Here is a 25,006-nt window from a genome sequence, read left to right as displayed (position 1 = left end):
CCGGCTAACGCCGGGTTTCACTCAGTAGCCGCGCTGTCTGTCGACCTGTCCGGTTACCGGATGGCCCTGCTCCATCTCACTGATGGTGTGGGTAATATAGGCCACAGCTTCCGCCGGACGCGTGACCGCTGCAATGTGCGGCGTCATCGCCACACGCGGATGTGCCCACAGCGGGCTTTCGGCCGGTAACGGCTCGCGGCTGTACACATCCAGCATCGCCCCTTTCAGTTTTCCGCTGTTCAGCGCCTGCAGCAGATCGGACTCAACAAGGTGTACCCCGCGCGCCAGGTTCATTACGTAACTCTGGTCAGCCAGTTGATTAAGCAGTGCACCATTGATAATCCCCACCGTTTCGGCCGTATTTGGCAGCAGGTTGATGAGCACGCGCGTACCGTTCAGGAACGCAGGAAGCTCATCAGCGCCGGCAAAACTTTCTACGCCCGGATAATCCTTGCGGCTACGGCTCCAGCAACGCAGTGGGAAGCCCCACGGGGCAAGTGCTTCAGCGACTTTTGAGCCGAGCACGCCAGCCCCGAGGATACCAATGGTAAAATCTTCGCGCTGATAATCCGGCAGCGGCTCCCAGTGGGATTGCTGTTTTAATGCCTGATAGTCGTCGAAGCGGCGGAACCAGTGCAGCACCTGGCTGACAGCATACTCCTGCATTTGCTGTCCCATGCCGGTATCTTCCAGACGGAAAAGAGGGATCTCTTCCGGCAGCATTTCAGGGTGTGCTTTCAGTTTGCTCAGAATAGAATCCACGCCGGCGCCCAGTGCAAAAACGGCCTTCAGTTTACGGCCCTGGAGCATTTCTACCGGCGGATGCCAGACCAGCGCGTAGTCAGCATGTTCGTTATCACCACGTTTCCACTCACGCACGCGCGCCCCGGGCAACGCTGCCGAAAGTGCCTTAATCCAGTAAGCAGTATCAAAAGTGGGGTGATAGAAGATTATATCCATAGTCATTCCTGCCTTTTATTGCGCTGTTTTGTGTTCATTTTCAACTGGATTGCCAGCATAACAAATTTTTACCGCCACCGCGTTGTTGATAAAAAAGGCGCTTTCAGCACATTTAAAAGCCATGTTGACTGAAGTTTGTCTAAATGCGCTGATTTACTGAAAAAGTGAGTTGACGCCAGTTCGGCTTTTCCTTACATTAGCGCCCGTCCCGGCAACAACGGGATGACAATATGGTGAGGTGTCCGAGTGGCTGAAGGAGCACGCCTGGAAAGTGTGTATACGGCAACGTATCGGGGGTTCGAATCCCCCCCTCACCGCCATATTCAAGATGAGAGCTCGTACGAAAGTACGGGCTTTTTTCTTTTATATTCCCCGGAAAGGGGGGATGAGAATCCCCGACCGGGGTTCGACAACGGGCGACAGCCAGTTGGACAGACTGAGCGCGCAGCGAACAGGCTGCCCGCAGGGCGAGCGAAGCGAGTCAATCCCCCCCTCACCGACATATTTAAGATGAGAGCTCGAACGAAAGTACGGGCTTTTTTCTTTTATATTCCCCGCCCATGCAGCATGAGGCCTTGTGTGGTGTAAGATCCTCACCCACGCTCCAGGGGAGAGGGAAAGATTAATCTTCCACCATTCGCGCATACTCTTCGGTAAGAAAATCCACCAGTGCCCTGACAGACGGGAGTAACCCGCGTCTTGAAGGATACACAGCATGAATCACCTCACGTCGTGGCTCCCAGGCATCAAGTACGCGAATGAGGTCCCCTGACGCAAGCTGATCTTTCACCATCAATATGGGCAACTGCACCACGCCGATACCCGCTATAGCCGCTTCACGCAACGCCAGCATATCGGTAGTGATCAGGCGAGGATGATAATGGATTTCCGCCTTCGCCCCTTCGGGTCCGCTCAGTTCCCATTTATGGATGTGTTTACCCTCGTTCGTGCTTAATCCGGGCCAGGCACTGAGTTCAGAGGGCACCAACGGTTTACCCATCCGCTGAATCAACGCCGGTGCGGCGACCAGACAATGTCCCCGGTCAGCCAGTACCCTTAACACCAGATCGCTGTCATCGAACGGACGCGGGCGCACACGGATCGCGACATCAATCCCCTCCCCCACCAGGTCTACCCGCCGGTTGGTTGCCTCAAGCTGCAGCGCGATCCCTGGATAGCGCGCCATAAATCTCGCCAGCATCGGGCCAACATGGACATGCAACAATGTTATCGGGCAGGTGATCCTGACAATACCGCGCGGCTCAGCCTGTAACGCGGCCACCGCCTCCTCAGCAGCTTCTGCTTCCACCATCATCGCTTTACAGTGCTGATAGAAGGTCTGGCCTACTTCTGTCACCGTAAACTGCCGCGTTGTGCGATGTATTAACCGCACGCCAAGCCGCTCTTCCAGCTGAGCTATCCGGCGACTTAGCCGGGACTTCGGCAAATCGAGCGCACGCCCCGCGGCAGCAAAACCACCGTAGTCGACCACCTTCACAAACCAGACGAAGTCATTGAGATCCTGCATAAATCCTCATCGTTCTATTTTCAGAACAGTGAATGCCATTTTCACTATCTACCGGGATATTAACGCTGAATATAAGCTAATTACATCAACAACGCTTCAGGAGTTCATCATGAAAAACGTAACAGGCGTGTATACCGCTCCCCGTCAACACTGGGTTGGTGATGGTTTCCCGGTACGTTCAATGTTTTCTTACCAGACGCACGGCGAGCCGCTCAGCCCGTTTTTACTGCTGGACTATGCCGGGCCATACACCTTCCCGGCGGATGGGGCAAAGCGCGGCGTCGGCGAGCATCCACACCGGGGTTTCGAAACGGTCACCCTCGTCTATTCCGGCGAAGTTGAACATCGCGATTCCACCGGCAGAGGCGGCGTAATAGGCCCCGGGGACGTGCAATGGATGACGGCGGGCGCTGGCATTTTGCACGAGGAGTTCCACTCCAGCGCGTTCGCGCAGAAAGGCGGTGAACTGAAAATGATGCAGCTGTGGGTCAACCTGCCTGCCAAAGACAAAATGGCGACGCCGGGCTACCAGAGCATCACTAAGGCGGATATCCCTGTGGTCACGCTGCCGGATAACAGCGGCTCGCTGCGGGTTATCGCAGGTCGCTACGAGGATGTTGCTGGCCCCGCGCACACCTTTTCGCCGCTAAACGTCTGGGACATCGCGCTCAATCAGGGTAGCCATCTCACGCTCAGTCAGCCGGAGGGCTGGAGCACGGCGCTGGTTGTGATGGAAGGCACCATTACAGTGAACGGAACAGCCCAGGCAGGCGAGGCACAGCTGGTTGTATTAAGCCAGCAAGGCGACACACTCCATCTGGAAGCGAGCCTCGATGCCAAAGTCCTGCTGATGGCCGGCGAGCCGCTGAATGAACCCATCGTGGGCTATGGGCCGTTTGTGATGAACAGTAAAACCGAAATCGCGGAAGCCATTCGTGATTTCAACTCCGGCCGCTTCGGCCAGATCTGATGGTAATAAAGGAGAAGAAGATGTCTGCACCTGCAAATTTTAACGGCTCACGCCCGGTTATTGATGTAAACGATGCGGTGATGTTGCTTATCGATCACCAGAGCGGACTTTTCCAGACCGTGGGGGATATGCCAATGCCAGAGTTGCGCGCACGTGCTGCGGCGCTGGCAAAAATCGCTACCCTGGCGAAGATCCCGGTGATCACCACCGCTTCTGTTCCACAGGGACCGAATGGCCCCCTTATCCCGGAGATCCACACTAATGCGCCACATGCGCAATACGTTCCACGTAAAGGTGAGATCAACGCCTGGGATAACCCGGAGTTTGTGGCTGCGGTGAAAGCCACCGGGCGCAAAACGTTGATCATCGCCGGCACCATCACCAGCGTCTGCATGGCGTTTCCCTCTATTAGCGCAGTCGCGGAGGGTTATAAAGTGTTTGCGGTTATTGATGCCTCCGGCACCTACAGCAAAATGGCTCAGGAGATCACCCTGGCGCGCGTGGTCCAGGCCGGGGTGGTACCAATGGATACCGCGGCGGTTGCCTCTGAGATCCAGCGGACATGGAACCGGGAAGATGCAGCCGAGTGGGCTGAAGTGTATACCCATATCTTCCCTGCCTATCAGTTGCTGATCGAAAGCTATACCAGAGCACAAGAGGTGGTCAAAAACAGCGAAGTGCTCGATTCACAGCGTTAATCACCGGCTCCACGGTCAAAAAGACGTGGAGCTGATTATTGCTTAACCGAACAAGCACTAAAGCAGAAAATCTGCTTGACCGTTTTAGCGCAACTCCCTATAGTAGCGCCCCGTTGCCCCCCAAGCGGTCAGGCAGCAAAACAATATGGTGAGGTGTCCGAGTGGCTGAAGGAGCACGCCTGGAAAGTGTGTATACGGCAACGTATCGGGGGTTCGAATCCCCCCCTCACCGCCATATTCAAGATAAGAGCTCGTACGAAAGTACGGGCTTTTTTCTTTTATATTCCCCGGACAGGGGGGATGAGAATCCCCGACCGGGGTTCGACAACTGGCGACAGCCAGTTGGACAGACTGAGCGCGCAGCGAACAGGCTGCCCGCAGGGCGAGCGAAGCGAGTCAATCCCCCCCTCACCGCCATATTTAAGATGAGAGCGCGTACGAAAGTACGGGCTTTTTTCTTTTATATTCCCCGGACAGGACGCCCGCACAAAAAACAAAGCCCGGTTTCCCGGGCCTTGAACACAACGGCTTACTCAATAGTACGCTTGCAACGTACGCTGGCAGAGCGCTGAACGCACGCAGTCTTCTTTCGTGAAGCGTACCACCCCAATCATCTCATCTTCCTCAAAACGTGACATGGCGTCGCTCAGTCCGGACTTCACGCCCGACGGCAGATCGCACTGGGTAATATCACCATTGACGATGACCGTCACGTTTTCCCCGAGGCGCGTTAAAAACATCTTCATTTGCGCTGCGGTCACGTTCTGAGCCTCGTCAAGAATGACGACCGCATTTTCAAATGTACGTCCGCGCATATAAGCGAACGGCGCGATTTCCACCTTGCCAATCTCTGGTCGCAGACAGTACTGCATAAAGGATGCTCCCAGACGTTTCACCAGCACGTCATAGACGGGCCTGAAGTAAGGGGCAAACTTCTCTGAAATATCTCCGGGCAAGAAGCCAAGATCTTCATCAGCCTGCAGTACCGGACGGGTGACAATAATTCTCTCCACGTCTTTATGGATCAGCGCCTCTGCCGCTTTGGCTGCACTGATCCACGTTTTCCCGCATCCGGCTTCGCCGGTTGCAAAGATGAGCTGTTTACTCTCGATAGCATTCAGGTAGTGCGCCTGAGCCTCATTGCGCGCCACAATTGGAGAATTATCACGGCTGTCTCGGGCCATGCCAATTGCTTCTACGCCACTCATCTGCACAAGCGAGGTGACCGATTCTTCTTCACGCTGTTTATGACTACGTGAATCCCGTCTCAGCACACGTTTTGCTTCGCGACGAGCTTTGATCACTGCTTTTTGTCTTCCCATGGATAGCACCTTGAGTTGTTGGTATTCATCACACGTGCCAGTTTCAGCACGATTATGCGCACGAACATCAGAGGGTTGGCTTCCTTGTAAGCCATTGCTTGCTTTACCGGATGACGCAACAGAACGGCTACGCGCACCATTCTGCACGTCGGTCGAAAGAGATTCTTGAGTCGAGGGGGATAATTTTGTGGTAAGGAAATCGCTGCCGGAGTCTGAGCCTCCGCGCCGGGTGCTGCGGGTGTTGTGTTTACCATGTCCAGTACAGGACGCAACCATTCGCGATCTCCATAGTGATTCAGCATCACTGCCGGGAACTACCGCTGTCTTATCTTAAGTACATCAGGAGTTATCATAAATGCAACATTTATTTTACCTGAACGTAACTTTAAGACTGTCCCTACAGTGGAAATCAGTCTCATACAGGAATATTACAGAAATATAACAGCAGGACAGGCATATGAAAAAATAATGTCCCCGCGAATTATCGCAGGGACAATTATCAGGCTTCAATCAACCCTTGAGCGAGATAGGCGTTGCGATCGCGTGCGCCAGGCAGGGCAAAGAAATAACCGCCGCCGATGGGTTTAATGTACTCTTCCAGCGCTTCCCCGTTTAAGCGTTTCTGTACGGTCAGGAAGCCCTTCTCCAGGTCGTGCTGATAGCAGACAAACAGCAGCCCCATATCGAGTTGGCCGGCGTTGGTTACGCCAAGTGAATAGCTATATCCCCGACGCATCATCAGGCTGAATTGTGTCTCTTTGGTACGCGGATTGGCCAGGCGGATATGGCTGTCCAGTGCGATGACATCGCCATTCGGATCGCTGGCGTAGTCAGGCACATCATGCTCGTTCTTCATCCCGAGCGGAGCGCCACTCTGTTTATCGCGGCCAAAAATCGTCTGCTGCTCTTTGAGCGGCGTACGGTCCCAGAACTCCACGTGGAACTGAATAATCCGCACCGCCTGATAGCTTCCACCCACAGCCCATGCCGGCTCGCCCTGATCGGCCGTCACCCAGACCACCTCTTTCATGAGCGGGTCATTACGGCTGTCCGGGTTGGCCGTGCCGTCTTTAAAGCCCAGCAGGTTTACGGGCGTCTCTTTCCCTTTGCTGCGGGCGGCATGGTCAGAGATAAACCCTTCCCGCTTCCAGCGAACGCTCAGCAGGTCCGGCGTGTGCTTGATGATGTCGCGCAGCGCGTGGATCACCGTATCCTGGGTGTTGGCGCAAATTTGCAGGAGCAGATCGCCGTGGCAGAGAGCAGCATCCAGAGAGTCATTCGGGAAACGCGTCATTTTCTGCAGCGCTTTTGGCTTCTGTTTTGCCAGCCCGTAGCGCGCATCAAACAGCGACTCACCGAGCGAAACGGTTATCGTCAGGTTATCCGGAGCGATAAATGCCCCGAGGATACCGGAATCCATCGGCGGCAGACGCGGGTTAGGCGTGTCCGGCGCCGGACCACCGGCGGTGAGAAACGCGATGCGCGTCGTCAGCAGGCGGAACAAACGCTCAAGATCGGCTTTATCGCTTGCCAGCGAATCAAAAGCCACCAGCATCATGGAGGCCTGCTGTGGCGTCAGAATGCCCGACTGATGCTCGCCATAAAAAGGCTGCGTCTCCATGCGTGCATTGGGTGACAGCGTGCCGGGAGCACTTTGCGGTTTCGCCGCATGCGCCACCGGACACCCTCCGGCCAGAGCAAGGGCGCCCCCCAGCGCCCCTACCCCTTTTAACAATCGACGACGTGAAGGTTCCACCACGTCGTGTTCATTCTGCTTGTTCATCGTGCTTAATCCAGACCCAGTACGCCACGCAGCAGGGAGAGATCTTCCGCCAGTGTGGTAATCGGGCCTTTCAGCGCGTTACGGTCGGCATCGGTCAGTTTATCGTAGGTTTCAAACCCGTCTTTGGTACGGTACTTCGCCAGAATGGTGTCGACTTTTTTGAAGTTGGCATCCACTTTCGCCAGCAGTTCGCTGTTATCTTTCTGCAGCTGAGGACGCAGCAGATCGACAATTTTCTGCGCGCCATCGACGTTGGCCTGGAAGTCCCACAGGTCGGTGTGGCTGTAACGGTCTTCTTCACCGCTGATTTTACTTGCCGCCACTTCTTCAATCAGACCCGCGGCACCGCCCACCACTTTTGATGGCGGGAAGGCCAGCTCACTGATGCGTTTTTGCAGCTCAAGCACGTCACTGTTCAGCTGATTGGCATATTTATCCATCCCTTTGAGAGTGTTATCGCCAAACAGGGCTTTCTCCAGACGGTGGAAGCCGGTAAATTTCGGGTCGGCGGCTTTTTGCTCAAAATCATCTTCACGGGCATCAATGCTGCCATCCAGGTCAGAGAACAACTCGGCAATCGGCTCAATACGCTCGTAATGCTGACGGGTTGGCGCATACAGGGATTTCGCTTTCGCGATATCGCCCGCTTTTACTGCATCGGTGAAGGCTTTAGTACCGGTAGCCAGGTCCGCCGTCTCTTTGATGACATACGCTTTATAAGCAGTAATCGCATCACCCAGGCTCAACAGGGCCGTGCCTTTTCCGGCATCGGCCGTGGCGTCGCCCTTCACGATAAGCTTGCCTTTAGGGTTCGTCAGCAGCCCGCAGGTCATCTCATATTCACCCGGTTGCAGGTTGGCGGTCATCTTCTGACTAAAGCCCGGCGCGATATTTTCACGCTCTTCCACCACCATGACGCCTTTCAGGATTTCCCACTCCAGCGCCTTCTGGCTGTGGTTCTGAATAATAAACTGGGTTTTGCCGCTGTTGACCGTGATGGTCATTGGCTCGCACTGCTTATCATTGACCGAAACCTTGACCTGCGGAACATCCGCGCCCCAGGCGGAAAATGCTGAAGCGAACAGCGCGGCAAGGCCTGCGCATAACGCACTACGACGGAACTGAATTGCCATGACTCTTCCCTTTAAAAGTATGTTGTAACTAATGCAGTCAGATTACGGCGCAACGCGCGACGTCTGAGTGCCGGTGCGCGGCGGCATGGCAAACAGCACCAGCGCCGGAACCAAATAGATAAAATACATCGCCACTTCGCTGACGCTCGGCGTTTCCTGGTAACCAAATATACCTTCGAGCAAGGTACCGGTCAGGGAGTGCGTTGAGAGCACGTTACTGAGGTCGAACGCCACTTCCTGGAAGTGATTCCACAGGCCCGCTTCGTGGAAAGCGCGGATCGCCCCCGCCGCCAGCCCAGCGGCCACCAGCAGAATAAACAGGCTGGTCCATTTAAAGAACGCACCCAGGTTAAGACGAATGCCGCCCCAGTAGAGCAGGAAGCCCAGCACCACAGCAGTGGCCAGACCCAGCATCGCACCCAGCGGTGGCCAGATCCCCACATCCTGCTGAAATGCCGCCAGCAGGAAGAAAACCGACTCCAGCCCTTCCCGCGCCACGGCGAAAAAGACCATCATGATCAGCGCCCAGCCGTGGTTATTGCCCTTTTGCAGGGCGTTATCCACCGCTTGCTCCAGCTGCACCTTCACGTTGCGGGACACTTTACGCATCCAGAACACCATCCAGGTGAGGATTACCACGGCAATGACGGCCACGATCCCTTCAAACAACTCTTGCTCTTTCTGGGGAAACTCACCGGTGGTTTCATTGATAAGAATGCCAAGGCCCAGACAGAGTGCTGCGGCGAGGAATACCCCTATCCACATGACACCGATCCAGCGTCCACGCTGGGTTCGCTTCAGATAACTGGCGATGAGGCTGACGATGAGGGCCGCTTCGAGACCTTCACGTAACATAATGAGAAATGGAACAAACATGCCGACACCTTAAATGTTTATCGCGGTCAACGGATGCAAAGAAAGGTAAATTCTTGTGATAGTGATTATCATTACGCCAGCAAGAAAAACAAGCGAAATGTGTGTTGTTTTGATGACGAGTTGTAAACACCCAGCCTGGTAATAATTGCTGGCGTTATCGTTAAGTTTATAAGTTATAGCGAAAATGCCCATTTACGGTTAATCAGGGCTGTGGCTAAATATCTGCCTCAAAAACCAACTGAAAATTAACCATGTTTAACATTATCCATTTCCTGCTGGCGCTGGTGATTATTCTTGCGCTTGCCTGGCTGGTGAGTTTCGACCGCCGAAAAATTCGCATTCGTTTTGTTTTACAGCTGATTGTCATTGAAATAGCCCTGGCGTTCTTTTTCCTGCATGCCGAAAGCGGGCTGTTCATTATTAAATATGTCTCGGGATTCTTTGAGTCACTGCTGAAATTCGCGGCTGAAGGCACCAATTTCGTCTTTGGCGGGATGGGTGAAAAAGGACTGGCGTTCATTTTCCTCGGCGTACTCTGCCCGATTATTTTTATCTCCGCACTGATTGGTATTCTTCAGCACTGGCGAATTCTGCCGATTTTTATTCGGGTGATCGGGACACTGCTGTCAAAACTGAATGGCATGGGTAAGCTGGAATCGTTCAACGCGGTGAGCTCGCTGATCCTCGGACAGTCTGAAAACTTTATTGCCTACAAGGGTGTACTGGGCGACCTCTCCTCTCGTCGTCTCTTCACCATGGCGGCCACGGCCATGTCGACGGTATCCCTGTCGATTGTCGGTGCCTATATGACCATGCTCGACGCCAAATTTGTCGTTGCCGCGCTCATCCTGAACATGTTCAGCACCTTTATTATTCTCTCCATTATCAACCCGGCGCGCCCGGAAGCAGAGCCGGACATCAAGCTTGAAAAGCTGCACGAGTCCCAGAGCTTCTTCGAAATGCTTGGCGAGTATATTCTGGCCGGTTTTAAAGTGGCGATGATTATTCTGGCGATGCTGATTGGCTTTATTGCCCTTATTAGCGCCGTTAACGCCCTCTTCTCCAGCGTATTTGGTATGAGCTTCCAGCAGATCCTGGGCTATGTATTTTATCCGCTGGCGTGGCTGGTTGGTATTCCGCTGAGCGACGCGTTGAATGCCGGCAGTATTATGGCAACCAAGCTGGTCGCAAATGAATTTGTGGCAATGATTGAGCTGCAAAAAATTGCGCATCAGATGTCACCCCGCGGACTGGGCATTTTGTCCGTTTTCCTGGTGTCGTTCGCTAACTTTGCCTCTATCGGCATTGTGGCCGGGGCGATCAAAGGCCTGAACGAGCAACAGGGGAACGTGGTATCGCGTTTTGGCTTACGTCTGGTGTATGGCGCGACGCTGGTCAGTTTGCTGTCCGCCAGCTTTGCAGGACTGGTGCTGTAAGCGATAACGGCGGGTTCTCCCGCCGTCTTTCATTAAAACTGCACGCACACCGGCTGATCGACCCGCATCACCGACTCCTGCGCGAAGCGTGATTTATAAATACCGCGCAACGCTTCAATATTCTTCTCGCTCTGCGCATCTTTACCGTGGATCAGCATAAGCGCCTTGCTCGGTTCACGCGCCACTTTCCCGTCGTTACCCAGCCACTGCCCGCGCGCATCAAAGACCGTCAGGCCATCGCGAAAACGCGGCGTCACGTCCTGGTCAACGAACTGCTGCCACTCGCCGGTGGTAATTTGCGCCCCTGCAGGACGGTTTAGCCCGAAATAGAGCGTGGTTTGCTGCATCTGGTTATCCGCTTTGCAGGTCTCCATCGCCGCGTGTTGCGACGGCACGCTGCAGCCCGCCAGCATCAATAATGCCGCTGCCATTACCCCTGTTTTGATTGTCATGCTTCGCTATCCTCATTGTTATAAGCACAGCGATATCATCGTAAATTGCGGATTTTGGCAAGAAAAAAGCCGGGTAGCGCGCGCGCTTACCCGGCCTGTCTATCAGCGAAAAAGATTACTCAGCCTGCAGCTTAGACGGCGGTGCAGTGTGATAGTGTGCGTCTGCTTCAGCAAAACGTTTCTGCATTGAGGCAGAAGGCGCTTTACCCAGCAGGCTGAACACCACAATGCCGATACTGCCGAAGATGAAGCCCGGGATAATTTCGTACAGACCGAGCCAGGCGAACTGCTTCCAGACGATCACGGTAAGCGCACCGATAATCATCCCCGCCAGCGCGCCGTTGCGGGTCATGCGCGACCACAGCACCGAGAAGAGCACCACCGGACCAAACGCCGCACCAAAGCCCGCCCACGCGTAGCTCACCAGGCCCAGCACGCGGTTCTCAGGGTTTGCCGCCAGTGCAATGGCAATTAAGGCCACCACCAGCACCATGAAACGCCCCACCCATACCAGCTCTTTCTGGCTCGCATCTTTACGCAGGAACGCTTTGTAGAGGTCTTCGGTGATTGCACTTGAGCAGACCAGCAGCTGGCAGCTCAGGGTGGACATCACGGCCGCCAGGATCGCGGAGAGCAGAATACCGGCAATCCACGGGTTGAACAGAATGCCCGCCAGTTCGATGAACACACGCTCGGCGTTCTGGTTTACTGCACCTGCCTGCGCCGGGTTATTGTTGAAGTAAGCGATGCCGAAGAAGCCAACCGCACAGGCACCCGCCAGACAGAGGATCATCCACGTCATACTGATACGACGGGCATGAACAATCGTGTGGTGAGAGTCAGCGGCCATGAAGCGCGCCAGAATGTGCGGCTGACCGAAGTAGCCCAGACCCCAGCCCATCAGAGAAACGATGGCGACAAAGTTCAGCCCTTTCAGCATGTCGACGTTTTCAATGCTCTTCTGCTTAATCACTTCCAGCGAATCAGCAAAGCCGCCGACGGTGAAGATGACAATGACTGGCGTCAGGATCAGAGCGAAGATCATCAGGCTCGCCTGCACGGTGTCAGTCCAGCTTACGGCCAGGAAACCGCCCACGAAGGTATAGAGAATGGTTGCCGCAGCACCGGCCCACAGCGCCGTTTCATAGCTCATGCCGAAGGTGCTTTCGAACAGGCGCGCACCGGCCACAATGCCAGAGGCACAATAGATGGTGAAGAACACGAGGATAACCAGCGCAGAGATAATACGCAGCACGCGGCTGTTATCTTCAAAGCGTCCGGTGAAGTAATCCGGCAGGGTCAACGCATTGTTGTTGGCTTCGGTATGCACGCGCAGACGGCCTGCAACCAGCTTCCAGTTGATCCATGCCCCAACGGTCAGGCCAATGGCGATCCAGCTTTCAGAAATACCGGAGATGAAAATCGCCCCCGGCAGACCCATCAGCAGCCAGCCGCTCATGTCGGACGCGCCCGCAGAGAGTGCGGTGACCATCGGCCCTAAGCTACGCCCGCCCAGAATGTAGTCGTCAAAGTTCTTTGTTGAACGCCATGCCAAAAACCCTATCAGGATCATGCCAAATATATAAACGAGAAATGTCACCAGCATCGGTGTGCTAATTGCCATTCAAATTCTCCAAAATGTCGAGCGACAACCGTCCGGGTTGCCTTGTTATGTCATCACCGGAACGTAGTGATGTGTGTATGTGTTTCTGTTGGCCGCGCGTATCCTGCCGTAAGCAGTGCTCGCACACAAACGATTTAACACTGCATTTACATCAAATTCATCCCTGGTTTTATACGTCTTTCGTATAGGTTGCACTCGCTCACGCTTTTACGGGTTGCACCTTTTAAAAGTGTTAAGTCCCGCATAAAAACAGGCCTCTCATCCAGAAGCCAGCACTTTTTTCCAGCTAACCATCTCTTCACATTCCATTCATTTCCTGGGTTGCAAACCAGGTCACATTTAACACGGTTGCACAAAGTTGCAACATGGTGGATATTTCACGCTATCGATAGCACACGACGACAGAACAACAGGAGCTTTGGCATGGGTATGACCACCATGGGGGTTAAGCTGGATGACGCAACCCGCGAACGGATTAAGACCGCAGCAACCCGCATTGACCGCACGCCGCACTGGCTAATCAAGCAGGCGATTTTTAACTACCTCGAAAGACTCGAAAGCGATGAGGGGCTGCCAGAGCTGCCCGCGCTGCTGGCGGGTGCAGCCAATGAAAGTGATGAGGTTTCCGCCGCTGCTGACGAAAACCATCAGCCGTTCCTTGAATTCGCCGAGCAGATCCTGCCTCAGTCCGTCAGCCGCGCCGCCATTACCGGTGCTTACCGTCGTGCCGAAACCGACGCCGTACCGATGCTGCTGGAGCAGGCCCGTCTGCCAGAAGCCATTGCCTCTCAGGCGCACAGCCTGGCGTATCAGCTTGCCGACAAACTGCGTAACCAGAAAAATGCCACCGGCCGCGCCGGAATGGTACAGGGTCTGCTGCAGGAGTTTTCCCTCTCCTCTCAGGAGGGCGTAGCGCTGATGTGTCTGGCGGAAGCGCTGTTGCGTATTCCTGACAAAGCCACCCGTGACGCACTGATCCGCGACAAAATCAGCAACGGTAACTGGCAGTCACACATTGGCCGCAGCCCGTCGCTGTTCGTCAACGCGGCGACCTGGGGCCTGCTGTTTACCGGCCGACTGGTCTCGACCCATAACGAAGCCAACCTCTCTCGCTCCCTGAACCGTATCATCGGCAAGAGCGGTGAACCGCTGATCCGCAAAGGCGTGGATATGGCGATGCGCCTGATGGGCGAGCAGTTTGTTACCGGCGAAACCATCGCGGAAGCGCTGGCCAACGCCCGTAAGCTCGAAGATAAAGGTTTCCGCTACTCTTACGACATGCTGGGTGAAGCGGCGCTGACCGCCGCCGACGCGCAGGCTTATATGGTCTCTTACCAGCAGGCGATTCACGCCATTGGTAAAGCGTCAAACGGTCGCGGTATTTATGAAGGCCCGGGGATCTCCATCAAGCTCTCGGCCCTGCATCCGCGCTACAGCCGTGCGCAGTACGACCGGGTGATGGAAGAGCTCTATCCGCGCCTGAAATCCCTGACCCTGCTGGCGCGCCAGTACGACATCGGTATCAACATCGATGCCGAAGAGGCCGACCGCCTGGAGATCTCCCTCGATCTGCTGGAAAAACTGTGCTTCGAGCCGGAGCTGGCAGGCTGGAACGGAATTGGTTTCGTTATCCAGGCGTATCAGAAACGTTGTCCGTTCGTGATTGATTACCTGATTGACCTGGCAAGCCGCAGCCGCCGTCGCCTGATGATCCGCCTGGTGAAAGGCGCCTACTGGGACAGCGAAATTAAACGCGCCCAGATGGAAGGTCTGGAAGGCTATCCGGTCTATACCCGCAAGGTTTACACCGATGTCTCATACCTTGCCTGCGCGAAAAAACTGCTCGGCGTGCCGAACCTGATTTACCCGCAGTTTGCCACCCATAACGCCCACACTCTGGCGGCCATCTACAGCCTGGCCGGTCAGAACTACTATCCGGGTCAGTATGAGTTCCAGTGCCTGCACGGCATGGGTGAACCGCTGTACGAGCAGGTCACCGGTAAAGTGGCGGATGGCAAACTGAACCGTCCGTGCCGTATTTATGCCCCGGTGGGCACCCATGAAACCCTGCTGGCGTACCTGGTGCGTCGTCTGCTGGAGAACGGGGCGAACACCTCCTTCGTTAACCGTATCGCCGATACCACCCTGCCACTTGACGAGCTGGTTGCCGATCCGGTGCAGGCGGTTGAGAAGATGGCTGCCCAGGAAGGTCAGATTGGCCTGCCGCATCCGAAGATCCCGCTGCCGCGTGAACTGTACGGCAAAGGTCGCGTGAACTCCGCGGGCCTGGACCTGGCGAACGAACACCGTCTGGCCTCCCTCTCCTCCGCCCTGCTCAACAGCGCGCTGCAGAAATGGCAGGCCAAACCGATTCTGGAGCAGCCCGTCGCTGATGGCGAAATGCAGCCCGTGATTAACCCGGCGGAGCCAAAAGATATCGTCGGCTACGTGCGGGAAGCAACCGAAGCAGAAGTGGATCAGGCGCTGGACAGCGCGGTGAATAACGCGCCAATCTGGTTCGCGACACCGCCGCAAGAGCGTGGCGCCATTCTGGAACGTGCTGCGGTGCTGATGGAAGACCAGATGCAGTCGCTCATCGGGATCCTGGTGCGCGAAGCAGGTAAAACCTTCAGCAACGCCATTGCCGAAGTTCGTGAAGCGGTCGACTTCCTGCACTACTACGCAGGCCAGGTTCGTGATGATTTCGATAACGAAACCCACCGTCCTCTCGGTCCGGTGGTGTGTATCAGTCCGTGGAACTTCCCGCTGGCGATCTTCACCGGCCAGATTGCCGCCGCACTTGCCGCAGGCAACAGCGTGCTGGCAAAACCGGCGGAGCAGACCCCGCTGATTGCCGCTCAGGGTATTAACATTCTGCTGGAAGCAGGCGTGCCTGCGGGTGTCATACAGCTGTTGCCGGGCCGCGGTGAAACGGTCGGGGCGAAACTGACCGCCGATAACCGTGTGCGCGGCGTGATGTTTACCGGCTCGACTGAAGTTGCCTCCCTGCTCCAGCGCAACATCGCCACCCGTCTTGATGCACAGGGGCGTCCAACGCCGCTCATCGCTGAAACCGGCGGCATGAACGCCATGATCGTCGACTCCTCCGCGCTCACCGAGCAGGTGGTGGTCGATGTTCTCGCCTCCGCCTTCGACAGCGCGGGCCAGCGCTGTTCCGCCCTGCGCGTGCTGTGTCTGCAGGATGACGTAGCAGACCACACGCTGAAGATGCTGCGCGGCGCGATGGCCGAATGCCGCATGGGTAACCCGGGCCGCCTCACGACCGATATCGGGCCGGTTATCGACGGAGAAGCCAAAGCGAATATCGAAAACCACATTCAGACCATGCGCGCCAAAGGCCGTCCTGTCTTCCAGGCCGTGCGTGAAAACAGCGAGGATGCCCGCGAGTGGCAGACCGGCACCTTTGTGCCGCCAACGCTGATTGAACTGGCCAGCTTCGACGAGCTGAAAAAAGAGGTCTTTGGCCCGGTATTGCACGTGGTGCGCTACAACCGTAACAACCTCAACGAGCTGATTGAACAGATTAACGCCTCCGGCTATGGCCTGACCCTCGGCGTGCATACCCGCATCGATGAGACCATCGCTCAGGTGACCGGCAGCGCTAAAGTAGGCAACCTGTACGTCAACCGTAACATGGTCGGCGCGGTAGTGGGCGTACAGCCGTTCGGCGGTGAAGGTCTGTCAGGTACCGGTCCAAAAGCCGGTGGTCCACTCTACCTGTACCGTCTGCTGGCAAACCGTCCGGACAATGCGCTCGGCGTGACGCTGGCACGTCAGGATGCCGAACGTCCGGTGGACGCGCAGCTGAAGGCCGTGCTGACACAGCCGCTGGAGGCGCTCATCACGTGGGCAGAAACACGCCCGGAACTGCGCGCTGTCGCACAGCAGTATGGCGAACTGGCGCAGGCGGGAACGCAGCGCCTGCTGCCGGGGCCAACCGGTGAGCGCAACACCTGGACGCTGATGCCGCGCGAGCGTGTGCTGTGCGTGGCGGACAACGAGCAGGATGCGCTGGTTCAGCTGGCCGCTGCTGCTGCAACCGGTTGTGAAGTGCTGTGGCCGGAAGATGCACTGCATCGTGACCTCGCGAAACAGCTGCCGAAAGCGGTCTCTGCCCGCATTCATTTTGCGAAGCCCGATGCCCTGCTGACTCAGCCGTTTGATGCCGTTATCTATCACGGTGATTCCGACCAGCTGCGCGAACTGTGCGAGCAGGTGGCGGCCCGCAGCGGTGCGATTGTTTCGGTACAGGGCTTTGCCCGCGGCGAAACCAACCTGCTGCTGGAACGTCTGTACGTGGAGCGCTCGCTCAGCGTGAACACCGCGGCAGCGGGCGGTAACGCGAGCCTGATGACTATCGGTTAATCGTGTAAAATATCCCCGGTGGCACTACGCTTACCGGGGTGACAAAATAACCCAGGGCCGGATAAGCACAGCGCATCCGGCTTTTTTACATGGAGGGGATGATGAAAAGATATCTGATCGCGGGGGCTGCATTGCTGCTGAGCGCGAACGCGCTGGCAGAAGAGTGCGCAAATGCGACCACCCAGCTTGAAATGAACACCTGTACGGCGCAGCAGTACCAGGCAGCCGATAAAAAACTGAATCAGACGTATCAGGCTGCCATCAAACGCGCAGAAGCCCCACAGCGTGAGCTTCTGAAAAAGGCGCAGCAGGCGTGGATTGCCCTGCGCGATGCCGACTGCAACTTTATCGGGTCGGGTACTGAGGGAGGCAGCGTCCAGCCGATGATCATCAGCCAGTGCCTGAACGAAAAAACCGTTGAGCGTGAAGCGTTTCTTGCCTCACTGATGCAGTGTGAAGAGGGCGATTTAAGCTGCCCTCTTCCGCCGGGAAACTAACGCACGCGGATCCCTTCAATGATCATCTGCTGAACGTTTTCCAGCGTGCTGTGGAAAAACGCCTCATCCTGGAGCGTTTTACCGGTCACCGCTTCAACCTGGGCCGCAAAGTCAGCGTAATGCTGAGTGGAGGCCCAAATCATAAAGATCAGATGATGTGGGTCAACTGGAGCCAGCTTCCCGCCCGCCACCCATCCGGCAATAATGGCCGATTTCTCGTCAACCAGCTGTTTTAAATCCCCGGTCAGTTCCGCCTGCAACAGCGGTGCGCCCTGTAGCATCTCCAGGCAGAACAGCCGTGACGCCTGCGGATAATCACGCGACACCTCCAGCTTCAGGCGAATGTACTCCCTGATCGCCACCAGCGGGGCAAGCTCTTCGCGAAACGCCTTAAGCGGCGCCAGCCAGATATCGAGGATCTGCTGCATCACCGCAATGTAAAGCGCCTCTTTCGACGGGTAGTAGTAGAGCAGATTCGTTTTCGACACCCCGGCCTGTTCCGCCACCTGCTCCAGGCGCGTGCCATGAATACCAAACTGCGAAAAGGTCTCCAGCGCCGCACTCAGGATGGCCTGCTTCTTCGCACTGACCGCCTGCGAACGTTTACCAGGTGTTTTCACTGCACCTTGTGTCATTCCCGCTCTCCATATTTTGCGTTGCCATCAGCATAGCAAAACCCCTCACCGACCACGACACTCTGCACTCCGATCGCGCATGAATGCCTGTTTTCTGTGCAATGTTTTTGACCATTTAGTCCACATTTGCGTATCTCAATTAACCAACCATTGATTAACACATTAATAACAAAGCCATTTTCAAAACTGGCATTGCCTTTGCAAAACCCTCTTTACCTGCAACGTCGTAAAGAGAGGTTCGTGATGAAAATTGGCGTATTTGTACCTATCGGCAACAACGGCTGGCTAATCTCGACCACCGCCCCGCAATACATGCCTACTTTTGAGCTGAATAAGGCCATCGTGCAAAAGGCGGAGCACTACCATTTCGATTTTGCACTTTCGATGATCAAACTGCGGGGTTTCGGCGGAAAAACCGAATTCTGGGATCACAACCTGGAGTCCTTCACCCTGATGGCCGGGCTGGCAGCCGTCACCTCGCGCATTCAGATCTACGCGACGGCCGCCACCCTCACCCTGCCGCCGGCGATCGTTGCCAGAATGGCCTCCACCATCGACTCCATTTCCGGTGGTCGCTTTGGCGTTAACCTGGTTACGGGCTGGCAAAAACCTGAATATGAGCAGATGGGGATCTGGCCGGGCGACGAGTATTTCTCCCGCCGCTACGACTACCTGACCGAGTATGTGCAGGTGCTGCGCGATCTCTGGGGCACCGGCAAAAGCGACTTCAAAGGTGATTACTTCACCATGAACGACTGCCGCGTCAGCCCGCAGCCTTCCGCCCCGATGAAAGTGATCTGCGCCGGGCAGAGCGACGCAGGAATGGAATTCTCCGCTAAATACGCCGACTTCAACTTCTGCTTTGGCAAAGGCGTGAATACCCCAGCCGCCTTCGCCCCGACCGCGGCACGCATGAAAGAGGCCGCGGACAAAACCGGTCGCGATGTGGGTTCCTATGTCCTGTTTATGGTCATTGCCGACGAAACCGACGACGCCGCCCGCGCGAAATGGGAACGGTATAAGGCGGGCGCGGACGATGAAGCGCTGAGCTGGCTCACCGAACAGAGCCAGAAAGATACCCGTTCCGGCTCGGACACCAACGTCCGTCAGATGGCCGACCCGACCTCAGCGGTCAACATCAACATGGGCACGCTGGTCGGTTCCTATGCCAGCGTCGCCAGAATGCTCGATGAAGTGGCCGCCGTGCCCGGTGCGGAAGGCGTGCTGCTGACTTTCGATGAGTTCCTGACCGGTGTGGAAACATTCGGCGAGCGCATTCAGCCGCTGATGCAGTGCCGCGCCCACATTCCTGCCATCACAAAGGAGGTCGCGTAATGACCACGCTTGCAGCACGTCCGGAAGCCATCACCTTTGCGCCGCACCAAAGCGCCCTGATTGTGGTGGATATGCAAAACGCCTATGCCAGCCAGGGCGGCTATCTGGATCTGGCGGGATTTGACGTCTCCGCCACCCGACCGGTGATTGAGAACATTAAAACCGCAGTCAACGCAGCCCGCGCGGCAGGCATGCTGATCGTCTGGTTCCAGAACGGCTGGGACGATCAATATGTGGAGGCCGGTGGCCCGGGCTCTCCCAATTTCCATAAATCGAACGCCCTGAAAACCATGCGCAAACGGCCCGAACTGCAGGGCACACTGCTGGCGAAAGGCAGCTGGGATTACCAACTGGTGGATGAGCTGGTGCCAGAGGCAGGCGATATCGTGCTGCCCAAACCGCGCTACAGCGGCTTTTTCAACACCCCGCTCGACAGCCTGCTGCGCAGCCGGGGGATCCGTCATCTGGTCTTTACCGGCATCGCTACCAACGTCTGCGTGGAATCCACCCTGCGCGACGGCTTCTTCCTGGAATATTTTGGCGTGGTGCTGGAAGACGCCACCCATCAGGCCGGGCCGGCGTTTGCGCAGCAAGCGGCCCTGTTCAACATCGAAACCTTTTTTGGCTGGGTCAGCAACGTCGCGGATTTTTGCGACGCCCTGAATCCACCGCTAGCCCGTATTGCCTGAGGAACAAGACCATGCCGAAATCCGTGATTATTCCGCCAGGAACCAGTACCCCGATTGCCCCGTTCGTGCCCGGCACGCTGGCCGATGGTGTGGTGTATGTATCCGGCACGCTGCCGTTTGATCAGCACAATAACGTGGTCTACCCCAACGACCCAAAGGCGCAAACCCGCCACGTGCTGGAGACGATCAAAAAAGTGATCGAAACAGCGGGTGGCACAATGGAGGATGTGACGTTCAACAGTATCTTTATCACCGACTGGAAAAACTACGCCGCGATTAACGACATTTACGCCGAGTTCTTTCCCGGTGATAAACCGGCCCGGTTCTGCATTCAGTGTGGGCTGGTGAGGCCAGATGCGCTGGTTGAAATCGCGACCGTTGCACACATCGCAAAGTGAGGCGGCCATGAAGCTCTCTGTCTCACCTCCCCCTTACGACGGCGCGCCCACGGTTGTCCTCATTGCCGGGCTTGGCGGGGGCGGCAGCTACTGGCTACCGCAGCTTGCCGTCCTGGAGCAAGAGTACCAGGTGGTGTGCTACGACCAGCGCGGGACGGGCAATAATCCCGACGTGCTGCCGGAAGCCTACAGCCTGGCGATGATGGCCGACGAGCTGGCCCGGGCGCTGAATGCCGCCGGGATCGTTCGTTACTGCGTCGTGGGTCATGCGCTGGGGGCGCTGATCGGCCTGCAGCTGGCGCTCGACCACCCCGATGCCCTCAGCGCGCTGGTGTGCGTGAACGGCTGGCTCACTCTGAATGCTCATACCCGACGCTGTTTCCAGATCCGCGAACGCCTGCTTCATGCAGGCGGCGCACAGGCGTGGGTAGAGGCACAGCCGCTGTTTCTTTACCCGGCCGACTGGATGGCCGCCCGCGCGCCGCGTCTGGAGGCCGAAGAGGCTCTGGCACTGGCCCACTTCCAGGGCAAAAACAACCTGCTGCACAGGCTGAATGCCCTGAAGAAAGCGGACTTCAGTCGCCACGCCTCACGCATTCACTGCCCGGTACACCTCATCTGCTCCGCCGACGATCTGCTCATCCCTGCGGTCTGTTCCACTGAGCTACAGGCGGCCATCCCCGGCAGCCACAAGGTGGTGATGCGTCAGGGCGGGCACGCCTGCAACGTCACCGAGCCAGAAACCTTTAATACGCTGCTGCTGAACGGGCTTGCCAGCCTGCTGCACAGCCCTGAACCCGCTTTATAAGGAGCCCTGATGAGCGAAGCGATTACCCCTGGCGCGCTGGCATCACTGTTTACCGGCGCACGCACCCATAACGGCTGGCAGGCGATCCCCGTCAGCGACGAGACGCTGCGCGAGATCTACGACCTGATGAAATGGGGTCCCACGTCCGCCAACTGCTCGCCAGCGCGGATTGTGTTTGTACGAAGCGCAGAGGGAAAAGAAAAACTGCGCCCGGCGCTTTCCAGCGGCAACCTGGAGAAAACCCTCACCGCCCCGGTTACGGCGATTGTCGCCTGGGATAGTGAATTTTATGAACGCCTTCCCGCCCTGTTCCCCCACGGGGATGCGCGGAGCTGGTTTACCTCAAGCCCGGCGCTTGCCGAAGAGACCGCCTTTCGCAACAGCGCGATGCAGGCGGCTTACCTGATTTTCGCCTGTCGGGCGCTGGGGCTCGATACGGGCCCGATGTCAGGCTTTGATCGCCAAAAAGTCGACGACGCGTTTTTCACCGGCACGTCGCTGAAAAGTAATCTGCTTATCAATATTGGCTATGGCGATACCAGCAAACTCTACGGCCGTTTGCCGCGTCTGGCCTTTGAAGACGCATGCGCACTGGCATAAGGAGCCACCATGATGACACCCGATAAACAAACCTTCCGTGATGCCATGGCCTGCGTCGGTGCGGCGGTCAATATCATCACCACCGACGGTCCTGCCGGGATGGCGGGTTTCACCGCCAGCGCGGTGTGCAGCGTAACGGATTCACCGCCCACGCTGCTGGTATGCCTGAACCGTGGCGCATCCGTCTGGCCGACCTTCAGTGAAAACCGCACCCTGTGCGTCAATACCCTGAGCGCCGGACAAGAGCCGCTATCAAACCTGTTTGGGGGGAAAACCCCGATGGACGAGCGCTTCGCCGCCGCGCGCTGGGAGACCGGCGAAACGGGGTGCCCGCGTCTGGAGGAGGCGCTGGCCTCGTTTGACTGCCGTATCAGCCAGGTGGTGAGCGTGGGCACGCACGACATCCTGTTTTGCGACATCGTTTCGATTATTCGCCACCCCGCGCCGCAAGGGCTGGTGTGGTTTGACCGCGGCTATCACGCGCTTATGCGACCCGCCTGTTAACCCTCCTTAAGGAGTCAGCTCATGGCAATGTTCGGTTTTCCCCACTGGCAGTTGAAATCGACCTCTACAGAACCTGGCGTGGTCGCGCCGGATGAAAGGCTCCCGCTCGGGCCAACCTTAGTGATGGGGGTTCAGCACGCGGTCGCGATGTTCGGCGCAACGGTGCTGATGCCCATGCTGATGGGGCTTGATCCCAATCTGTCCATTCTGATGTCGGGTATCGGTACCCTGCTGTTCTTTTTCATCACCGGCGGGCGCGTGCCCAGCTATCTTGGTTCCAGCGCTGCGTTTGTCGGCGTGGTCATCGCCACCACCGGCTTTAACGGTCAGGGTATCAACCCGAATCTGAGCGTCGCGCTCGGCGGCATTATCGCCTGCGGGCTGGTCTACACGCTGATTGGCCTGGTGGTCATGAAGGTCGGGACGCGCTGGATAGAGCGGATGATGCCTCCCGTCGTCACCGGGGCTGTGGTGATGGCAATTGGTCTGAACCTTGCGCCAATAGCCGTCAGAAGCGTCTCCGGTTCGCCCTTTGAAAGCTGGATGGCGGTGATCACGGTACTCTGCATTGGCCTGGTGGCGGTGTTTACGCGGGGGATGATCCAGCGACTGTTGATCCTGGTGGGGTTAATCGTTGCCTGTCTGGTGTACGCCCTGCTGGCAAACGTCTTCGGTCTGGGCAAGCCGGTTGATTTTACACTGTTGCATAACGCCGCCTGGTTCGGCCTGCCGCAGGTGACGTCTCCGGTCTTTAACACGCAGGCGATGATGTTAATCGCGCCGGTTGCGGTGATCCTGGTGGCGGAAAACTTAGGCCATCTGAAAGCCGTTGCGGGTATGACCGGGCGCAGCATGGACCCTTACATGGGCCGCGCCTTTGTCGGCGACGGTCTGGCTACCATGCTCTCCGGCTCGGTCGGCGGCAGCGGTGTAACGACCTACGCTGAAAATATTGGCGTGATGGCAGTGACCAAAGTTTACTCCACCCTGGTCTTCGTGGCGGCAGCGGTGATGGCGATGCTCCTCGGCTTCTCACCGAAATTCGGCGCGCTGATCCACACCATTCCCGCGCCGGTGATTGGTGGGGCATCGATTGTGGTATTTGGTCTGATTGCCGTTGCCGGGGCACGCATCTGGGTGCAGCATCGTGTCGATCTGAGCCAGAACAGCAACCTGATTATGGTGGCGGTCACGCTGGTGCTGGGGGCGGGAGATTTTGCCCTGACGCTGGGCGGCTTCACCCTTGGTGGGATTGGCACCGCAACCTTTGGCGCAATCCTGCTTAACGCCCTGCTGAGCCGCCGGGAAGCGGCTGCACCGCAGGGCGACGTGGTACATCAGGACTCTTGATTTATCGCAGCGCTGTCACGCTCAGGCAGCGCTTTTTTCTTCCGTTTCAGCTTCAGCTCACTCACCAGCACGCCGGCGACAATAAACGCCGCACCCACCAGCGCCAGCAGCGGTAAACGCTCTCCGGCGATACGCCCGAAAATGCCCGCCCATACCGGTTCACCGGTATAGATAACCGTCGCACGCGTCGGGGAAACGCTGCGCTGCGCCCAGTTCATGGTGACCTGGATAATGGCGCTAAAGATACCCAGCCCCAGCGCCACCACAACCAGCCCGGTAGACATCGGCGGAACAGACTCCCCTGCCGGCACCATGGTGGCAAAAGCCACCAGCGACGCGGTCGCCAGCTGAACCACGGTGACGCGCTTGACGTCCACTTTGCCAGCCCAGGCGCTGATCAGAATAATTTCCGCGGCAATCGCGATAGCGCCCACCAGCGTAATGATTTCGCCCGGCCCCAGCGCCAGCAGGTTGTTTTCCGGCCCGGCAAGCAAGATAAGGCCAATAAACGCCAGCACGATCCCCGTGCAGGACATCAGACCCGGTATTCTCCCCAGACAGAGCCATTGCAGTAACGGCACCAGCGGCACATACATGGCGGTGATAAACGCCGATTTGCTGCTGGTGATGGTCTGTAATCCCCACGTCTGCAGGCTGTAGCCCATGGCAATCGCAACCCCAATGGCCACCCCGGCCTTCAGTTCTTTAAGCGTCAGCCCGCGCAAGGTTTTAAGCGAGAGTAATCCCACGGCAATCGCCGCCGTCGCAAAGCGCAGGCCGACAAAAAAGAACGGACCGCTCAGCGTGACCGCGTACTGGACGGCGAGAAAGGTTCCGCCCCAGAACATGGTGATCAGAATGAGAAGGGCTTCCTGAGGTTTGACGGAGAATGTGAAACGGGAGAGAGACATGCGGCACCAGCAAATAAGCATCAATCCTCTAGTGTGCGATGCCTTTGGTTACAGTTCAATGTTGCAGAAATAAAAAACCGCCGGGAGATCCCGGCGGCAGGGTATCAGTCC

General features: G+C 56.9%; 22 protein-coding genes, 2 tRNA genes and 2 other RNA genes. 16 read left to right on the top strand and 10 right to left on the bottom strand.

Features of this window, described 5'->3' with window-relative positions; all coding sequences use genetic code 11:
* Positions 1 to 21: 21 nt before the first annotated feature.
* Complete coding sequence (gene ghrA, locus AM379_RS16530) at positions 22 to 960, bottom strand: glyoxylate/hydroxypyruvate reductase GhrA (protein WP_020884704.1); 939 nt, start codon at positions 958 to 960, stop codon at positions 22 to 24.
* A gap of 232 nt (positions 961 to 1,192) precedes the next feature.
* On the opposite strand from ghrA, the gene AM379_RS16525 reads away from it, so the two are divergent.
* Positions 1,193 to 1,280 (top strand) — tRNA-Ser (locus AM379_RS16525).
* Between the two features lie 44 nt (positions 1,281 to 1,324).
* A non-coding RNA gene (locus AM379_RS16520) (RtT sRNA) lies at positions 1,325 to 1,462 on the top strand.
* 120 nt (positions 1,463 to 1,582) lie between these two features.
* Here AM379_RS16520 and AM379_RS16515 read toward each other — a convergent pair.
* A complete protein-coding gene (locus tag AM379_RS16515; protein WP_025204476.1) occupies positions 1,583 to 2,488 on the bottom strand; it encodes a LysR family transcriptional regulator in 906 nt (301 codons plus the stop codon).
* A 109-nt stretch (positions 2,489 to 2,597) separates the two neighbouring features.
* On the opposite strand from AM379_RS16515, the gene AM379_RS16510 reads away from it, so the two are divergent.
* The 4 genes from AM379_RS16510 to AM379_RS16495 all read left to right on the top strand — a co-directional run bounded on the left by AM379_RS16510 (position 2,598) and on the right by AM379_RS16495 (position 4,573).
* Complete coding sequence (locus AM379_RS16510) at positions 2,598 to 3,458, top strand: pirin family protein (RefSeq protein ID WP_020884706.1); 861 nt, start codon at positions 2,598 to 2,600, stop codon at positions 3,456 to 3,458.
* A gap of 20 nt (positions 3,459 to 3,478) precedes the next feature.
* On the top strand, positions 3,479 to 4,156 hold the full coding sequence (locus tag AM379_RS16505; protein ID WP_032677857.1) for an isochorismatase family protein: 678 nt from the start codon (positions 3,479 to 3,481) through the stop codon (positions 4,154 to 4,156).
* 147 nt (positions 4,157 to 4,303) lie between these two features.
* Positions 4,304 to 4,391 (top strand) — tRNA-Ser (locus AM379_RS16500).
* A gap of 44 nt (positions 4,392 to 4,435) precedes the next feature.
* Positions 4,436 to 4,573: non-coding RNA, RtT sRNA (locus AM379_RS16495), on the top strand.
* Between the two features lie 116 nt (positions 4,574 to 4,689).
* Here AM379_RS16495 and phoH read toward each other — a convergent pair.
* The 4 genes from phoH to efeU form a co-directional block, all read right to left on the bottom strand.
* Positions 4,690 to 5,478, bottom strand: coding sequence for a phosphate starvation-inducible protein PhoH (phoH, locus tag AM379_RS16490; RefSeq protein WP_024908976.1), 789 nt, complete (start codon positions 5,476 to 5,478; stop codon positions 4,690 to 4,692).
* 499 nt (positions 5,479 to 5,977) lie between these two features.
* On the bottom strand, positions 5,978 to 7,261 hold the full coding sequence (gene efeB, locus AM379_RS16485) for an iron uptake transporter deferrochelatase/peroxidase subunit (RefSeq protein WP_106503924.1): 1,284 nt from the start codon (positions 7,259 to 7,261) through the stop codon (positions 5,978 to 5,980).
* A 5-nt stretch (positions 7,262 to 7,266) separates the two neighbouring features.
* Positions 7,267 to 8,394, bottom strand: a complete 1,128-nt coding sequence (gene efeO, locus AM379_RS16480; RefSeq protein ID WP_032681274.1) for an iron uptake system protein EfeO — start codon at positions 8,392 to 8,394, stop codon at positions 7,267 to 7,269.
* A gap of 42 nt (positions 8,395 to 8,436) precedes the next feature.
* A complete protein-coding gene (efeU, locus tag AM379_RS16475) occupies positions 8,437 to 9,270 on the bottom strand; it encodes an iron uptake transporter permease EfeU (RefSeq protein ID WP_020884710.1) in 834 nt (277 codons plus the stop codon).
* A gap of 251 nt (positions 9,271 to 9,521) precedes the next feature.
* On the opposite strand from efeU, the gene AM379_RS16465 reads away from it, so the two are divergent.
* Entirely contained in the window at positions 9,522 to 10,706 is a 1,185-nt protein-coding gene (locus tag AM379_RS16465; RefSeq protein ID WP_014169507.1) for a NupC/NupG family nucleoside CNT transporter, read from the top strand.
* Positions 10,707 to 10,738: 32 nt separating this feature from the next.
* Here the strand turns inward: AM379_RS16465 and AM379_RS16460 are convergent, their stop codons facing one another.
* Both AM379_RS16460 and putP read right to left on the bottom strand, forming a co-directional pair.
* Positions 10,739 to 11,158: a DUF3574 domain-containing protein gene (locus AM379_RS16460; RefSeq protein ID WP_014169506.1), complete on the bottom strand. Its 420-nt coding sequence runs from the start codon at positions 11,156 to 11,158 to the stop codon at positions 10,739 to 10,741.
* 115 nt (positions 11,159 to 11,273) lie between these two features.
* A complete protein-coding gene (putP, locus tag AM379_RS16455) occupies positions 11,274 to 12,782 on the bottom strand; it encodes a sodium/proline symporter PutP (protein WP_020884712.1) in 1,509 nt (502 codons plus the stop codon).
* 423 nt (positions 12,783 to 13,205) lie between these two features.
* Between putP and putA the strand changes: the two genes are divergently transcribed.
* Both putA and AM379_RS16445 read left to right on the top strand, forming a co-directional pair.
* Complete coding sequence (putA, locus tag AM379_RS16450) at positions 13,206 to 17,168, top strand: trifunctional transcriptional regulator/proline dehydrogenase/L-glutamate gamma-semialdehyde dehydrogenase (RefSeq protein ID WP_073395893.1); 3,963 nt, start codon at positions 13,206 to 13,208, stop codon at positions 17,166 to 17,168.
* Between the two features lie 101 nt (positions 17,169 to 17,269).
* Positions 17,270 to 17,665, top strand: a complete 396-nt coding sequence (locus tag AM379_RS16445; RefSeq protein WP_020884714.1) for a lysozyme inhibitor LprI family protein — start codon at positions 17,270 to 17,272, stop codon at positions 17,663 to 17,665.
* Here the strand turns inward: AM379_RS16445 and rutR are convergent.
* A complete protein-coding gene (gene rutR, locus AM379_RS16440; protein ID WP_014169502.1) occupies positions 17,662 to 18,300 on the bottom strand; it encodes an HTH-type transcriptional regulator RutR in 639 nt (212 codons plus the stop codon). The genes AM379_RS16445 and rutR overlap by 4 nt on opposite strands.
* A 243-nt stretch (positions 18,301 to 18,543) precedes the next feature.
* Here rutR and rutA point away from each other — a divergent pair, with 243 nt between their 5' ends.
* Genes rutA through rutG form a run of 7 tightly spaced genes read left to right on the top strand, consistent with a single transcriptional unit; the run spans position 18,544 to position 23,984 of the window.
* Complete coding sequence (gene rutA, locus AM379_RS16435) at positions 18,544 to 19,635, top strand: pyrimidine utilization protein A (RefSeq protein WP_025204484.1); 1,092 nt, start codon at positions 18,544 to 18,546, stop codon at positions 19,633 to 19,635.
* A complete protein-coding gene (rutB, locus tag AM379_RS16430; RefSeq protein WP_020884717.1) occupies positions 19,635 to 20,324 on the top strand; it encodes a pyrimidine utilization protein B in 690 nt (229 codons plus the stop codon). The genes rutA and rutB overlap by 1 nt, the downstream gene beginning before the upstream one ends.
* Positions 20,325 to 20,335: 11 nt before the next feature.
* Positions 20,336 to 20,722, top strand: a complete 387-nt coding sequence (rutC, locus tag AM379_RS16425) for a pyrimidine utilization protein C (protein ID WP_050736619.1) — start codon at positions 20,336 to 20,338, stop codon at positions 20,720 to 20,722.
* Between the two features lie 7 nt (positions 20,723 to 20,729).
* Positions 20,730 to 21,530 (top strand): pyrimidine utilization protein D, encoded by an 801-nt coding sequence (gene rutD, locus AM379_RS16420; protein WP_020884719.1) that lies wholly within the window; start codon positions 20,730 to 20,732, stop codon positions 21,528 to 21,530.
* Positions 21,531 to 21,539: 9 nt separating this feature from the next.
* Positions 21,540 to 22,130 (top strand): malonic semialdehyde reductase, encoded by a 591-nt coding sequence (locus tag AM379_RS16415; RefSeq protein ID WP_025204485.1) that lies wholly within the window; start codon positions 21,540 to 21,542, stop codon positions 22,128 to 22,130.
* A gap of 9 nt (positions 22,131 to 22,139) precedes the next feature.
* Positions 22,140 to 22,634, top strand: a complete 495-nt coding sequence (rutF, locus tag AM379_RS16410) for an NADH-dependent FMN reductase RutF (RefSeq protein WP_014169496.1) — start codon at positions 22,140 to 22,142, stop codon at positions 22,632 to 22,634.
* 21 nt (positions 22,635 to 22,655) lie between these two features.
* Positions 22,656 to 23,984, top strand: a complete 1,329-nt coding sequence (rutG, locus tag AM379_RS16405; RefSeq protein ID WP_014169495.1) for a pyrimidine utilization transport protein G — start codon at positions 22,656 to 22,658, stop codon at positions 23,982 to 23,984.
* Here rutG and AM379_RS16400 read toward each other — a convergent pair.
* Positions 23,972 to 24,895 (bottom strand): DMT family transporter, encoded by a 924-nt coding sequence (locus tag AM379_RS16400; protein ID WP_041162529.1) that lies wholly within the window; start codon positions 24,893 to 24,895, stop codon positions 23,972 to 23,974. The two genes, rutG and AM379_RS16400, sit on opposite strands and share 13 nt — an antisense overlap.
* Between the last annotated feature and the right edge of the window lie 111 nt (positions 24,896 to 25,006).

Source organism: Enterobacter cloacae complex sp. FDA-CDC-AR_0132, from assembly GCF_003010695.1.
GTDB lineage: Bacteria > Pseudomonadota > Gammaproteobacteria > Enterobacterales > Enterobacteriaceae > Enterobacter > Enterobacter ludwigii.
The sequence above is the reverse complement of the archived record's forward strand: the minus strand, read 5'-3'. Positions and strand labels throughout refer to the sequence as shown.

What these genes read in the sequence shown, in the direction of transcription:
- ghrA (WP_020884704.1), bottom strand. Translation starts at nt 960, where the DNA reads ATGGATATAATCTTCTATCACCCCACTTTTGATACTGCTTACTGGATT.
- AM379_RS16515 (WP_025204476.1), bottom strand. Translation starts at nt 2,488, where the DNA reads ATGCAGGATCTCAATGACTTCGTCTGGTTTGTGAAGGTGGTCGACTAC.
- AM379_RS16510 (WP_020884706.1), top strand. Translation starts at nt 2,598, where the DNA reads ATGAAAAACGTAACAGGCGTGTATACCGCTCCCCGTCAACACTGGGTT.
- AM379_RS16505 (WP_032677857.1), top strand. Translation starts at nt 3,479, where the DNA reads ATGTCTGCACCTGCAAATTTTAACGGCTCACGCCCGGTTATTGATGTA.
- phoH (WP_024908976.1), bottom strand. Translation starts at nt 5,478, where the DNA reads ATGGGAAGACAAAAAGCAGTGATCAAAGCTCGTCGCGAAGCAAAACGT.
- efeB (WP_106503924.1), bottom strand. Translation starts at nt 7,261, where the DNA reads ATGAACAAGCAGAATGAACACGACGTGGTGGAACCTTCACGTCGTCGA.
- efeO (WP_032681274.1), bottom strand. Translation starts at nt 8,394, where the DNA reads ATGGCAATTCAGTTCCGTCGTAGTGCGTTATGCGCAGGCCTTGCCGCG.
- efeU (WP_020884710.1), bottom strand. Translation starts at nt 9,270, where the DNA reads ATGTTTGTTCCATTTCTCATTATGTTACGTGAAGGTCTCGAAGCGGCC.
- AM379_RS16465 (WP_014169507.1), top strand. Translation starts at nt 9,522, where the DNA reads ATGTTTAACATTATCCATTTCCTGCTGGCGCTGGTGATTATTCTTGCG.
- AM379_RS16460 (WP_014169506.1), bottom strand. Translation starts at nt 11,158, where the DNA reads ATGACAATCAAAACAGGGGTAATGGCAGCGGCATTATTGATGCTGGCG.
- putP (WP_020884712.1), bottom strand. Translation starts at nt 12,782, where the DNA reads ATGGCAATTAGCACACCGATGCTGGTGACATTTCTCGTTTATATATTT.
- putA (WP_073395893.1), top strand. Translation starts at nt 13,206, where the DNA reads ATGGGTATGACCACCATGGGGGTTAAGCTGGATGACGCAACCCGCGAA.
- AM379_RS16445 (WP_020884714.1), top strand. Translation starts at nt 17,270, where the DNA reads ATGAAAAGATATCTGATCGCGGGGGCTGCATTGCTGCTGAGCGCGAAC.
- rutR (WP_014169502.1), bottom strand. Translation starts at nt 18,300, where the DNA reads ATGACACAAGGTGCAGTGAAAACACCTGGTAAACGTTCGCAGGCGGTC.
- rutA (WP_025204484.1), top strand. Translation starts at nt 18,544, where the DNA reads ATGAAAATTGGCGTATTTGTACCTATCGGCAACAACGGCTGGCTAATC.
- rutB (WP_020884717.1), top strand. Translation starts at nt 19,635, where the DNA reads ATGACCACGCTTGCAGCACGTCCGGAAGCCATCACCTTTGCGCCGCAC.
- rutC (WP_050736619.1), top strand. Translation starts at nt 20,336, where the DNA reads ATGCCGAAATCCGTGATTATTCCGCCAGGAACCAGTACCCCGATTGCC.
- rutD (WP_020884719.1), top strand. Translation starts at nt 20,730, where the DNA reads ATGAAGCTCTCTGTCTCACCTCCCCCTTACGACGGCGCGCCCACGGTT.
- AM379_RS16415 (WP_025204485.1), top strand. Translation starts at nt 21,540, where the DNA reads ATGAGCGAAGCGATTACCCCTGGCGCGCTGGCATCACTGTTTACCGGC.
- rutF (WP_014169496.1), top strand. Translation starts at nt 22,140, where the DNA reads ATGATGACACCCGATAAACAAACCTTCCGTGATGCCATGGCCTGCGTC.
- rutG (WP_014169495.1), top strand. Translation starts at nt 22,656, where the DNA reads ATGGCAATGTTCGGTTTTCCCCACTGGCAGTTGAAATCGACCTCTACA.
- AM379_RS16400 (WP_041162529.1), bottom strand. Translation starts at nt 24,895, where the DNA reads ATGTCTCTCTCCCGTTTCACATTCTCCGTCAAACCTCAGGAAGCCCTT.